This window comes from Actinomadura napierensis (genome assembly GCF_039529375.1).
In the GTDB taxonomy this organism is placed as follows: Bacteria; Actinomycetota; Actinomycetes; order Streptosporangiales; family Streptosporangiaceae; genus Spirillospora; species Spirillospora napierensis.
On the sequence record NZ_BAAAMR010000181.1, the window covers coordinates 1 to 12,599 of the forward strand.

Here is a 12,599-nt window from a genome sequence, read left to right on the forward strand (position 1 = left end):
GCGGCCGCCGAGGCCGACGGAGCCGGTCCCGAGGCGGCGTCCGCCGACGAGGAGGCCCCGCGCCGGCGCCGCACCCGCCGCCGCGCGGCGGCGCAGGCCGACAGCGAGTGACCCCGCGCCGGCCCGGGGGAGGCCCCGGGCCGGCGCAGGTTCGCGTTGGGGTCGAGGAGTCCAGTACACTCGGAGGTCGGCGCGTTCAACGACGCGTCGCCCGATACAAGTGCCGCGAGCCCCGTCGGGGCCCGTCCGGTGCGCACCTCGCCGATCCGGTGAGGTCGAGCAGAGAGCGTCAGGGGTCCGCCCCGGCGTGCCGCCCTCGGCCCGGTGCCGGGGGTAGGCCCTCATCCGGGGGCTGGTGTAAGCCACGCGCGGGACCGGTTCAGTCCGGAAGCGCGCGCAGACGAGAGGTTTCCGCGGTGTACGCGATTGTCCGCGCAGGCGGCCGGCAGGAGAAGGTCGCCGTCGACGACGTGCTGACCGTCGACAAGCTGGCCGGCGACGTCGGCTCGACCGTCAAGCTTCAGGCCCTGCTGGTCGTGGACGGTGACAACGTCGTCAGCAAGGCGGCCGACCTCGCCGGGTACGAGGTGACCGCCGAGATCCTCGGCGCGGTCAAGGGCCCGAAGATCAACATCATGCACTACCGGAACAAGACCGGGTACAAGCGGCGGATGGGGCACCGTCAGCCGTACACCGAGGTCAAGATCACCGGCATCGGCTCCGGGAAGTAAGGGAGAGCGGACAGATGGCACACAAGAAGGGCGCATCGTCCAGCCGTAACGGTCGCGACTCCAACGCCCAGCGGCTCGGCGTCAAGCGGTTCGGCGGCCAGGTCGTCAACGCCGGCGAGATCATCGTGCGCCAGCGCGGCACCCACTTCCACCCCGGCCCGGGCGTCGGCCGCGGCGGCGACGACACGCTGTTCGCGCTGGTCGCGGGCGCGGTGCAGTTCGGCCGGTACCGCGGCCGCAACGCCGTGAGCATCGTCCCGCCGGCGGAGTAGTCCGCCTGCGTTAGACGTTTTCCAGAGGGGCGGACCGGTTGTGGTCCGCCCCTTTGCCCTGTTCATGGGCCGATGCCCTGTTCATGGGCCGACAGCGAGGAGGAACCACCGTGGCCGCAGGAGCGGGTTCGGGCGCGCAGTTCGTCGACCGGGTGGTGCTGCACGTCGCTGCGGGCGCGGGCGGCAACGGCTGCGCGTCGGTCCACCGGGAGAAGTTCAAGCCGCTGGGCGGCCCCGACGGCGCGAACGGCGGGCGCGGCGGCAGCGTCGTGCTGGTCGTCGACTCCAACGCGGCGAGCCTGCTGGAGTACCACCGGCGCCCGCACCGCAAGGCGGCGAACGGGCGTCCCGGCCAGGGCGGGCACCGGACGGGCGCGGACGGCGCGGACGTGGTCCTGCCCGTCCCCGACGGCACCGTGGTGAAGGAGGGCGACGCGATCCTCGCCGACCTGGTCGGCGAGGGCACCCGCTTCGTCATCGCGCGCGGCGGGCAGGGCGGCCTCGGCAACGCGGCGCTGGCGTCGGCCAAGCGCAAGGCGCCCGGGTTCGCGCTGCTCGGCGAGCCGGGCGAGGAGCACGACGTGGTGCTGGAGCTGAAGAGCGTCGCGGACGTCGCGCTCGTCGGCTTCCCGAGCGCCGGGAAGTCGTCGCTGATCGCGGCGCTGTCGGCGGCCAAGCCGAAGATCGCCGACTACCCGTTCACCACCCTGGTCCCGAACCTCGGCGTGGTCTCGGCGGGGGACACCACGTTCACCGTCGCGGACGTGCCGGGGCTGATCGAGGGCGCCAGCGAGGGCCGCGGCCTGGGCCTCGAGTTCCTCCGGCACATCGAGCGGTCCTCGACGCTCGCGCACGTGCTGGACTGCGCGACGCCCGAGCCCGGGCGCGACCCCGTCAGCGACTTCGAGGTCATCGAGCGCGAGCTCCAGGCCTACGACCGGGTCCTCGGCGACCGGCCGCTGTCGGACCGCCCCCGCATCGTGGTGCTGAACAAGGTGGACGTCCCGGACGCCCGCGACCTCGCCGAGCTGGTCCGTCCCGAGTTCGAGAAGCGCGGGCTGAAGGTGTTCGAGGTGTCGGCGGCCTCGCACGAGGGGCTGCGGGAGCTGTCGTTCGCGATGGCGGCGATGGTCGCCGAGTTCCGCGCGTCGCTGCCGCCGGCGGAGCCGACCCGGATCGTGATCCGGCCGGAGCCGGTCCGCGGCGACGTCGACTTCGAGGTGCGGGACCTCGGCGACAACACCTTCCTGATCACCGGCGCGAAGCCGGTGCGGTGGCTGCGGCAGACCGACTTCGCCAACGAGGAGGCCGTCGGGTACCTCGCCGACCGGCTGGCGCGGCTCGGCGTGGAGGACGCGCTGACCGAGGCCGGGGCGAGCGCCGGCGCGACCGTGCTGATCGGCACGCCCGACGACTCGATCGTGTTCGACTGGGAGCCGGAGATCCCCGCCGGTGCGGCCGGGCTCGGCCCGCGCGGCACCGACCGCCGTTTGGACGGCCACTACTAGACCGTAGAACCCCCCCGAGGAGAGAGGCGTCCATGAGCGCGCGCGAGGCGATCGCGAAGGCCCGCCGGATCGTGGTGAAGGCCGGGTCGTCGTCGCTGACCACCCCGCAGGGCGCGATCGACGCGAACCGCATCGACGCGCTGGTGGACGTGCTCGCCGCGCGCCGCGCCGAGGGCGCGGAGATCGTGTTCGTGTCGTCCGGCGCGATCGCGGCGGGGCTCGGCCCGCTCGGGCTGACCCGCCGGCCCCGCGACCTGGCGACGCAGCAGGCCGCGGCGAGCGTCGGGCAGGGGCTGCTGTTCGCCCGCTACACCTCCTCGTTCGCCCGGTACGGGGCGACGGTCGGGCAGGTGCTGCTCACCGCCGACGACATGATCCGCCGCACCCACCACCGCAACGCGCAGCGCACGCTGGAGCAGCTGATCACGCTCGGGATCCTGCCGATCGTGAACGAGAACGACACCGTCGCGACCGACGAGATCCGATTCGGCGATAACGACCGGCTCGCCGCGCTGGTGGCGCATCTGATCCGCGCGGACGCGCTGGTCCTGCTCTCGGACGTGGACGCCCTCTACACCGGCGACCCGCGCCGTCCCGGCGTCCGCCGCATCACCGACGTGCACGGCCCCGGCGACCTCGCGGAGGTCGAGCTGGGCGGGTCCGGGCGGGTCGGCACCGGGGGGATGGTCACCAAGGTCGAGGCGGCCCGGATCGCGGGGATCCCGGTGGTGCTGACGAACGCCGCGTCCGCCGCGCACGCGCTCGCGGGCGACGAGGTGGGCACGTTGTTCCACCCGGCGGACGGCCGCCGGCTGTCCACCCGCGACCTGTGGCTCGCGCACGCCACCACGGGCCAGGGCCGCCTCACGCTGGACGCGGGCGCCGTGGACGCGGTGGTGCTGCGCCGCAAGTCGCTGCTGCCCGCCGGTGTGACGGGCGTCGAGGGCGACTTCGCGGCCGGGGATCCCGTCGACCTGTGCGATCCCGGCGGCCGGGTCGTGGCGCGCGGCCTGGTGCACTATGACGCGTCCGAGATCCCCGAGCTGATGGGGCGCTCGACCCGCTGGCTGGCGCGCGAGCTGGGCGCCGAGTACGAGCGGGAGATCATCCACCGCGACCACCTGGTGGTCCTGACCGAGCAGTGAGGAGTTCGCGATGAGCGAGCGCGAGCAGTTCCTGATGGTGGCGCGGCGCGCCCGGGAGGCGGCGTCCGGGCTGGCGCCGCTGCCGCGGGCGGTCAAGGACGCGGCGCTGCACGCGATCGCGGACGCGCTGGTCGCGTCGGTCCCCGAGATCGTCAAGGCGAACGAGGCCGACGTCGCGCGGGCCCGTGAGAACGGCACGTCCGAGTACATGATCGACCGGCTGAGCCTGGACGAGGGCCGCATCGGGAAGATCGCCGACGCGGTGCGCAAGGTCGCGGTGCTGCCCGACCCGGTGGGGGAGTCGGTGCGCGGGAGCGTGCTGCCGAACGGGCTGGAGCTGCGGCAGATCCGGGTGCCGCTCGGCGTGGTCGGGATCATCTACGAGGGCCGGCCGAACGTGACGGTGGACGCCGCCGCGCTCTGCCTGAAGAGCGGGAACGTGGCGATGCTGCGCGGCTCGTCGTCCGCGCACGACTCCAACACGGTGCTGGTGCAGGTGATGCAGGCGGCGCTGGCCGGGACCGAGGTGCCGTCGGACGCGGTGCAGCTCGTCCCGGGCACGTCCCGCGAGTCGGTGAAGCATCTGATGCGCGCGCGCGGGCTGGTGGACGTGCTGATCCCGCGCGGCGGCGCGTCGCTCATCAACTCGGTGGTGGAGGAGTCGACCGTCCCGGTGATCGAGACGGGCGTCGGGAACTGCGCCGTCTACGTGGACGCCGCCGCCGACGTGGACATGGCCGTCGACATCCTGCTGAACGCCAAGACGCAGCGCCCATCGGTGTGCAACGCCGCCGAGACGTTCCTGGTGCACGCCGACATCGCCGACACGTTCGTCCCGCGCGCGCTTGAAGCACTGAAGAAGGCCGGTGTCACCGTGCACGGCGACGAGCGGATCCGCTCGTACGGCGACGACGTGGTGGAGGCGACCGAGGACGACTGGTTCGCCGAGTACCTGTCGCTGGACATCGCCGGCCGCGTCGTCGACTCCCTGGAGGACGCCGTCGCGCACATCCGCAGGTACGGCTCCGGCCACACCGAGGCGATCGTGACCGCGTCGCAGCCGGCCGCGAAGCGGTTCGTCGCGCTGGTCGACTCGGCCGCGGTGATGGTGAACGCCTCGACGCGGTTCACCGACGGCGAGGAGTTCGGGTTCGGCGCGGAGATCGGCATCTCGACGCAGAAGCTGCACGCGCGCGGCCCGATGGGGCTGCCGGAGCTGACCTCGACCAAGTACGTCGTCACGGGCGAGGGCCACACCCGCGGCTGACCGGACGGGCGCCGGATTGTGACACTGTGACCCTTGATGTCACGTTGGTGGGCATGGTCTGATTCGGCGTGTGAATCCTGAGATCAGCCGACGCCGCGTCCTGAAGGGCGCCGCCCTCGGCGCGGGGATCGCCACCACCGGACTCGCCGCGTTCCCCGCGCGCCCGGCCGCCGCCGCGGCGCCCCCGCTGCGCGGCCCCGCCACCGGCACCACCCTCGACCGCACCTACGTGCTCGGGAAGCCGGGCGCCGGCGGCTACCGGCCCGTGACGGCCGGGCCGGGCGAGCCGCACCTGCTCCGCCGCGACCTCGGCGGCACCGCCGCCCCGAAGCGGGCCGCCACGCGGCGCGGCGTCCTGGCGTTCGGGCAGCTCACCGACGTGCACATCGTCGACGCGCAGTCCCCGGCGCGCGTCGAGTTCGCCGACCGGCTCAAGGACGCCGTCAGCATGCTGCCCGTCGAGGGCGCCTACCGGCCGCAGGAGATCCTCACCACCCAGGTCGCCGAGGCGATGGTCCGCGCGGTCAACACGGTCGGGCGCGGCCCGGCCACCGGGCTCGGCCTGTCGTTCACCATCAACACCGGCGACGCCGCCGACAACGTCCAGTACAACGAGCTGCGCTGGATCATCGACCTGCTCGACGGCGGCCGGATCCGCCCCGACTCCGGCGACCCGAACCGCTACGAGGGCGTCATGGACCACGCGTCCTACGACCGCGCCTTCTGGCACCCCGACGGCCCGCCGCCCGGCGCCCAGCCCGACATCCCCATGGCCAAGTACGGCTTCCCGCACGTCAAGGGCCTGATCGACGCCGCGCGCCGGCCCTTCGCCGCGACGGGCCTGACCATGCCGTGGCTCGCCGCGTTCGGCAACCACGACGGCCTCATCCAGGGCAACCTGCCGGTCAACCCGCTCGTCTCCGGCCTCGCCACCGGCGGCATCAAGATCGGCGCCCCGGCGGACGACGCGCAGGCACAGCGCCTCGCCCGGATGATGGAGAAGGCCGACGCCGCCGAACTCGTCCGGCTCAGCCGCGAGCAGGGGGGAGCGGGCGGCCTGTTCCGCCAGGTCACCCCCGACCCGAACCGGCGGATGCTGTCGCGCGCCGACGTCGTCGCCGAGCACTTCCGCACGTCGGCGTCCCTGCGCGGCCACGGCTTCACCCAGGCCAACCTCCGGGACGGGACGGCCTACTACGCCTTCGACCGGGGCATCGTCCGCGGGCTCGTCCTCGACACCGTCAACCCGAACGGCTACTCCGAGGGCTCCCTCGACAAGGCGCAGTTCGCGTGGCTCGAAGCGCAGCTCAAGGCGGGCAGCAGCCGTTACCTCGCCGCCGGCGGCTCGACCGTCCGGCACACCGCGAAGGACCGGCTGTTCGTCCTGTTCAGCCACCACCCCATCGCCTCGCTGACGAACCCCCTCGGCGGCGGGCGCGTCCTCGGCGACGACGTGGAGGCGCTGCTGCTGCGCTACCCGAACGTCGTGCTGTGGGTGAACGGGCACACGCACCGCAACCAGGTGATCCCGCACGCCCGCACGTCCGGCGGCGGGTTCTGGGAGGTCAACACGGCCGCGCACATCGACTTCCCGCAGCAGAGCCGCATCGTCGAGCTCGCCGACAACCGCGACGGCACCCTGTCGGTCTTCGCGACCATCCTCGACTCCGCCGGCCCCGCCTCCTACGGCGGGCGCCTCGCCGACCCCGTCCACCTGGCGTCGCTGTCGCGCGAGCTGGCGGGCAACGACTGGCAGGACCGCGCCGAGAACCGCCGCGGCGAGGCCGCCGACCGCAACGTCGAACTGCTCGTCCCCGCCCCGTTCTGACGCACGGAAAAGGGCCGCCGTGTCCGTGTCACGGCGGCCCTCGTCTCTTCCGGTGCGGCTAGTTGTCCCGGCGGTTGAACCGGTCGAACAGGCCGCCCGCCGCGTTCGCCGCCGCGTCCGCCATGTCGCGGACCTTGCCGACGAACGGGTCCGCGGTCCGCTCCCACGATTCCCGGTACGAGCGCGCCGCCTCCTTGATCCCGTCGCTGACCGACGCGTTCCCGTCGTCGTCGCGGCGCGGGTAGTCGCCCGCCATGATCCGCTCGTACTCGCCGCTGCGCGCCCACCGGTCGATCTCCGCGAACCGGATGACCGCGAACGGGTGCGACTGGCCGAGCAGGTTCAGGAACTTCAGCAGCCCGTCCCGCACGTCGCCGGCCGCGTCGTACTCGCGGGCCTGCTGCAGGAACGCCTCGCTGCTCATCTCGTGCAGCCGCGTCCCGCCGGCCAGCTTCATGTTGACCCGCTTCGCCGCGTCCAGGTCCTGGCCCGCCAGCAGGCCCGCCCGGTCCGACGACAGCTCCGCCTTCCGGAACCACTCGCGCAGCCCGATGATGATCGCCGCGATGCCGATGTTGCCGAGCGGCAGCCACGCCAGCCGCGACCCGAGCTGCAGCAGGATCTGCATCATCGTCTGGTACACCGCGTGCCCGGACAGGATGTGCCCGACCTCGTGCCCGATGACGAACCGCAGCTCCTCGTCGTCGAGCAGGTCGAGCAGCCCGGTGTTGACCACGATGAACGGGTGGTCGGAGCCGAGCGCCATCGCGTTCGGCGTCGGGTCCTGCCGGACGTAGACCTCCGGGACCTCCGGCATGTCCAGGATGTAGCAGGCGTCCCGCACCATGTCGTTCAGGTGGTGGAACTGGTCGTCGCCGACGCGGACCGTCCCGCCGAGGAACATCAGCCGCAGCGACCGCTCGTTGACCAGCCCCGACAGCTTGCGCAGGACGACGTCGAACCCGGACAGCGAGCGCAGCGCGACCAGCGCCGAACGGTCCGCCGGGTGTTCGTAGGCCCGGGAACTGATCCCGGGAAAGCGCGTCCGTGCCCGATCCGGTGTGTTCTCCGTCATGTCTGGCATGGTAGTTCCGACGAACCACTTTGCCGCAGGGTTCCCCGGTGCGGAGCCCGCGTCCGGCTGTGGCCTGCCCGGGAGGCGCGCGTGTTCGATCCCCATGCCGAGGCGATGCCGACCGACGAGCGGGCCGCGCTGCAGCGGCACCGGTTGTGGGGGCTGGTCGACCGGCTCATCGCGGCGGACGGCGTGCAGGGGCGGCGGCTGAAAGAGGCCGGTGTCGGCGGTGGGGCGGACGTCATGCTCGCCGACCTTCGGCGCCTCCCGTTCACCACCAAGCAGGACTTGTGGGACAACTATCCGTTCGGCATGCTCAACGTCCCGCGCGACCAGGTCGCCGCCGTGCACGGGTCCAGCGGGACGCGCGGCCGGCCCACGCTCGTCGCCTACACCAAGGCCGACCTCGACCTGTGGGCGTCGATGTGCGCGCGGTCGCTAGCGTGCGCGGGCGCGTCGCCGGGCAGCATCGTGCACAACGCATACGGGTACGGGCTGTTCACCGGCGGCATTGGCATCCACCAGGGCGCCGTCGCGCTCGGCGCGACCGTCGTGCCGATGTCGGGCGGGATGACCGACCGGCAGGTCCGGATGCTCGCCGACCTCCGCGCCGACATCCTGACCTGCACCCCCGCCTACGCGCTGCGGCTCGGAGAAGCCGTCGCCGAGGCCGGAGTCGAACTGCCGGCGCTGAAAGCCGGGCTGTTCGGCGCCGAACCGTGGTCGGCGGAACTGCGCGCCGCGATCGAGGCCGTCCTGCCGATCAAGGCGATGGACATCTACGGGCTCTCCGAGGTCATCGGCCCCGGCGTCGCCACCGAATGCCTCCAGCAGGACAGCCTGCACGTCAACGAGGACCACTTCATCGTCGAGGCCGTCGACCCCTCCACCGGCGACCCCGTCGAGGACGGTATGCCCGGCGAACTCGTCTTCACCACCCCGACCAAGCAGGCGCTGCCGCTGCTGCGCTACCGGACCGGCGACATCGCCTCGCTCACCCGCGGCGAGTGCCCCTGCGGCCGGACCCTCGTCCGGATGAGCAAGGTCATCGGGCGCGCCGACGACATGATCGTGGTCCGCGGCGTCAACGTGTACCCGAGCGAGGTCGAACGGGTGCTGCTCGGGTCCGGGCTCGTCCGCCCGCACTACCAGCTCGTCGTGGACCGCCGCAGCCCCGCCGTCCGGCTCCTCGTCGCCTGCGAGGCCCTCTCCGGCGACCCCCGCGAGCGCCTCGCGCACGAGCTGCACGAGGCGCTCGGCCTCAGCGCCGAGGTGTTCACCCTCCCCGAGGGCGCCGTCCCCAGGGTGGAGGTCGGCAAGGCCGTCCGCGTGGTGGCCTGGGAGGACGGCCGCCCGCCGCTGCCCGGCCTGACCTGACGCCGGGCGGGGGCCGGACGTTCCGGGCGCCGGCCCGGCTGGCTATTCTCGTCGCCATGACGCAAAAGCGCCGGTTGGGGATCATGGGCGGGACGTTCGACCCGATCCACCACGGCCACCTCGTGGCCGCCAGCGAGGTCGCCCACTTCTACTCCCTCGACGAGGTGGTGTTCGTCCCGACCGGCCTGTCCTCCCACAAGGAGGGCCGCACGGTCACCGCCGCCGAGGACCGCTACCTCATGGCCGTCATCGCCACCGCGTCCAACCCGCGGTTCTCGGTCAGCCGCGTCGACGTCGACCGCCCCGGCCCCACCTACACCGTCGACACCCTGCGCGACATGCGGGAGATCCACGGCCCCGACGCCGAGCTGTTCTTCATCACCGGCGCCGACGCCCTGGAGAAGATGCTCACCTGGCACGACACCGAAGAGCTGTTCGAACTCGCGCACTTCGTCGGCGTCACCCGGCCCGGGCACCGCCTCGCCGACCCCGGCCTGCCCGACGGGCGCGTCTCCCTCATGGAGGTCCCCGCCCTGTCGATCTCCTCCACCGAATGCCGCGAGCGCGTCCACTCCGGCGAACCGATCTGGTACCTCGTGCCGGACGGCATCGTCCAGTACATCAACAAGCGCGACCTCTACCGCGCAGATGCCGCCTGAGCTGGATCTTCGCGCGGACGATCGTCTCGGAGCGCCGCATACCCTGGAACAGGGGGCTGGACGCCCGTACCGGCCCGCACACCGACGAACAGGGCCGCCGGCCGCCACCCGTGAGAAGGTGTTAGCCGAGACGACCCCTACAGGGAGGATCGCGAGCGCATCGTGACCGCATCCGACAGGGCGGCGCAGCTCGTCCGGATCGCCGCCGAGGCGGCGGGCGACAAGCTGGCCGACGACATTCTTGCCTACGACGTGAGCGAGCAGCTCGTCATCACCGACGCGTTCGTGCTCTGCTCGGCGCCCAACGACCGGCAGGTCCGGGCCATCGTCGACGAGGTCGAAAAGCGCCTGCGCGAAGAGGCCGGCGCCAAGCCCGTCCGCCGCGAGGGCGAGCGCGAGGGACGCTGGGTCCTGCTCGACTACGCCGACGTCATCGTGCACATCCAGCACGAGGAGGACCGGCTCTTCTACGCCCTCGAGCGGCTCTGGAAGGACTGCCCCCTCATCGCCCTGCCCGACGGCGTCAACGCCCACATGCGGCAGCGCGCCCGTGCCGTCGGGAGCACGAGTGAGTGACGCCCGCCCCGCCCGCGAGCCGGGCAAGCGCACCCTCCTGCTCTGGCGGCACGGGCAGACCGCCTGGAACGTCGAACGCCGCTTCCAGGGCAAGACCGACATCCCGCTGGACGACACCGGCGCGGCCCAGGCGCAGCGCGCGGCCCGGCTCCTCGCCGGGCTCCGCCCCACCGCCCTGCTCGCCTCACCGCTGCGCAGAGCCGCCGACACCGCCCAGGCCCTCGCCGACGTCACCGGACTCCCCGTCCAGTACGACAAGGACCTGATCGAGCGCGACGGCGGCGCCTGGGAGGGCCTCACCGCCCGCGAGATCCGCGAGCGCTATCCCGCCGAGCACGCCGCCTGGCAGCCGCCCGGCGGCGAGACCAGCGCCCAGGTCGCCAAGCGCGTCGGCGCCGCCCTCGAACGCGCCCTCGACGAACTGCCCCCCACCGGCAGGCTCGTCGTCGCCTCCCACGGCGCCGCCCTCCGCCTCGGCATGTCCCACCTCCTCGGCCTCCCCGAAGAGGTCTGGGAACGCCTCGGCGGCCTGTCCAACTGCTGCTGGTCCGTCATCACCGAGATGCGCGACGGCGGCTGGCGCCTCGCCGAGCACAACGCCGGCACCCTCCCCGAACCCGTCCTCGGCGACGACCGCACCGACAACGGAGCCTGACGCCCAAACGATTCGAGACCCACCCCCGCCGTCCTATACACTGGCGGAGCGCTGCGGGATGAACGTCCACGCAGTCGCGCGGGGCTATGGCGCAGTTGGTAGCGCGCCTCCATGGCATGGAGGAGGTCTGGGGTTCGAATCCCCATAGCTCCACTCGGAGATCGGAGAGGTGTGCCCGCGGAAAGCGCGGGCCGCCTCTCCTCGTCTTTTTTCCCGGGGGGCGACCCCCGGACCCCCGATGTGGGGGCTTCGCCCCCACGCCCCCTGCGCGCTTCGCGCTTTTTGGGGCTTCGCCCCTTGCCCCCTTTGGGCTGCGGGTGGGTGGGTAAAGGTTAAACGGACATCGTGGGACGAATGGTCTGGGCGGTGGGGCGGGGATGGTTTCATGCGGGGTATGGGCAGACACCGCAGGGGAGCGAAGCGCGAGCTCACCGTGGCCGACCTCATCGACGAGCTGCGCCGGTTCGATCCGCGGCTGGAGGTGCGGCTGGCGATCCAGCCGCGGATGCCGCAGGAGCACGTCGTCGGCGCCGTGACCGAGGCCGACGGGATGGTCTGGATCGGCGAGGCGGGACAGCGCGGATACGCGCCGGACGAGGTCGGCGACCGCCTCGGCTGGACCTGACATGCCGGAGTGCGGGGTGTTCGCGGCGATCTACCCATGGTTGGGAGGGATGCGGGCACCAGGGGGTCTTCTCTTGGAATGAGGCGCTGCGTGGGTACCCGGACGATGCCCGTCCGGCGGCGACCGCAAAGCCTTGGCCATGGCGGCGGCTACCTTTCCCCGGGCCGCGCTTCGCCGCATCGATCACGCGGGAACACGCCACGTAGTGGCGATGTGATCGAGATGAGGGTTGTACCTATGCGAAGCCGGATCTCCGGAAGAAGGCTGCTGCCCACCGCGCTGGCGGCGGCCTCGGTCGTGGCCGTCGCGGTCCCCGCGTCGGCCCAGGCGGCACCGCCGCCCGACCCCGCGGCCAACACGACCACCTCGACGCCCGCGGACAACGCCGACTGCGCCAAGGCCGTCGCCGTCCTGTCGGTACTGAAGCTCCTCCCGAGCAGCCCGGACCTCGGCAAGGTCCTGTGCTCGGCGAACACCGGCGGCAAGGAGCAGGCGCCCGCCACCGGCGGCGCGCAGGCGCCCGCCGCCACCCGCAGGGCGCCGGCGGCGGGCCCCCCCCCCCCCCGGCCCGCGGCGGCCGCCCGCCGACGCCTCCGCCGAGTCCGCGCAGAAGCCGCAGGAGTACAACCTCCTCGGCCTGCCCATCGGGTGGCCGAAAAGCGTCACCGTCTACGTCCCGACCATGAACGACCGCCGGTACGTCTTCAAGTCGAAGCAGTAACGCCCACCGCGGGCCACGGAGGTGCTCCTCCGTGGCCCGCGGCGTCCGAACTGCTCCCAACGTGCACTAAGCTTTTCCTCAACCGCGGGGCTATGGCGCAGTTGGTAGCGCGCCTCCATGGCATGGAGGAGGTCTGGGGTTCGAATCCCCATAGCTCCAC

12 protein-coding genes and 2 tRNA genes are annotated in these 12,599 nt (G+C 72.6%); 13 read left to right on the forward strand and 1 reads right to left on the reverse strand.

Annotation, left to right across the window (positions count from 1 at the left end; genetic code table 11):
* Window positions 1-416 precede the first annotated feature (416 nt).
* From rplU to ABD296_RS46980, 6 genes are all read left to right on the forward strand, one after another.
* Entirely contained in the window at window positions 417-731 is a 315-nt protein-coding gene (gene rplU, locus ABD296_RS46955) for a 50S ribosomal protein L21 (RefSeq protein ID WP_344284149.1), read from the forward strand.
* Window positions 732-745: 14 nt separating this feature from the next.
* Window positions 746-1,003, forward strand: coding sequence for a 50S ribosomal protein L27 (rpmA, locus tag ABD296_RS46960; protein ID WP_151544591.1), 258 nt, complete (start codon window positions 746-748; stop codon window positions 1,001-1,003).
* Window positions 1,004-1,113: 110 nt separating this feature from the next.
* Window positions 1,114-2,511: a GTPase ObgE gene (obgE, locus tag ABD296_RS46965; RefSeq protein WP_344284157.1), complete on the forward strand. Its 1,398-nt coding sequence runs from the start codon at window positions 1,114-1,116 to the stop codon at window positions 2,509-2,511.
* 32 nt (window positions 2,512-2,543) lie between these two features.
* Window positions 2,544-3,656, forward strand: coding sequence for a glutamate 5-kinase (proB, locus tag ABD296_RS46970; protein ID WP_344284160.1), 1,113 nt, complete (start codon window positions 2,544-2,546; stop codon window positions 3,654-3,656).
* Window positions 3,657-3,666: 10 nt separating this feature from the next.
* Complete coding sequence (locus ABD296_RS46975) at window positions 3,667-4,923, forward strand: glutamate-5-semialdehyde dehydrogenase (protein WP_344284163.1); 1,257 nt, start codon at window positions 3,667-3,669, stop codon at window positions 4,921-4,923.
* A gap of 70 nt (window positions 4,924-4,993) precedes the next feature.
* A complete protein-coding gene (locus ABD296_RS46980; RefSeq protein WP_344284166.1) occupies window positions 4,994-6,751 on the forward strand; it encodes a TIGR03767 family metallophosphoesterase in 1,758 nt (585 codons plus the stop codon).
* A gap of 58 nt (window positions 6,752-6,809) precedes the next feature.
* Here the strand turns inward: ABD296_RS46980 and ABD296_RS46985 are convergent, their stop codons facing one another.
* Window positions 6,810-7,826, reverse strand: coding sequence for a M48 family metallopeptidase (locus tag ABD296_RS46985; RefSeq protein ID WP_344284169.1), 1,017 nt, complete (start codon window positions 7,824-7,826; stop codon window positions 6,810-6,812).
* Between the two features lie 90 nt (window positions 7,827-7,916).
* Here ABD296_RS46985 and ABD296_RS46990 point away from each other — a divergent pair, with 90 nt between their 5' ends.
* From ABD296_RS46990 to ABD296_RS47020, 7 genes are all read left to right on the forward strand, one after another.
* Entirely contained in the window at window positions 7,917-9,203 is a 1,287-nt protein-coding gene (locus ABD296_RS46990; protein WP_344284172.1) for a phenylacetate--CoA ligase family protein, read from the forward strand.
* A gap of 56 nt (window positions 9,204-9,259) precedes the next feature.
* On the forward strand, window positions 9,260-9,862 hold the full coding sequence (nadD, locus tag ABD296_RS46995; protein WP_344284175.1) for a nicotinate-nucleotide adenylyltransferase: 603 nt from the start codon (window positions 9,260-9,262) through the stop codon (window positions 9,860-9,862).
* A gap of 162 nt (window positions 9,863-10,024) precedes the next feature.
* Entirely contained in the window at window positions 10,025-10,438 is a 414-nt protein-coding gene (gene rsfS, locus ABD296_RS47000) for a ribosome silencing factor (RefSeq protein ID WP_344284178.1), read from the forward strand.
* On the forward strand, window positions 10,431-11,093 hold the full coding sequence (locus ABD296_RS47005) for a histidine phosphatase family protein (RefSeq protein WP_344284181.1): 663 nt from the start codon (window positions 10,431-10,433) through the stop codon (window positions 11,091-11,093). Before rsfS ends, ABD296_RS47005 begins: the two co-directional genes overlap by 8 nt.
* Before the next feature lie 80 nt (window positions 11,094-11,173).
* Window positions 11,174-11,246, forward strand: a tRNA-Ala gene (locus ABD296_RS47010).
* A 241-nt stretch (window positions 11,247-11,487) separates the two neighbouring features.
* On the forward strand, window positions 11,488-11,718 hold the full coding sequence (locus ABD296_RS47015; protein ID WP_344284184.1) for a hypothetical protein: 231 nt from the start codon (window positions 11,488-11,490) through the stop codon (window positions 11,716-11,718).
* A gap of 807 nt (window positions 11,719-12,525) precedes the next feature.
* Window positions 12,526-12,598 (forward strand) — tRNA-Ala (locus ABD296_RS47020).
* Window position 12,599: the final 1 nt, after the last annotated feature.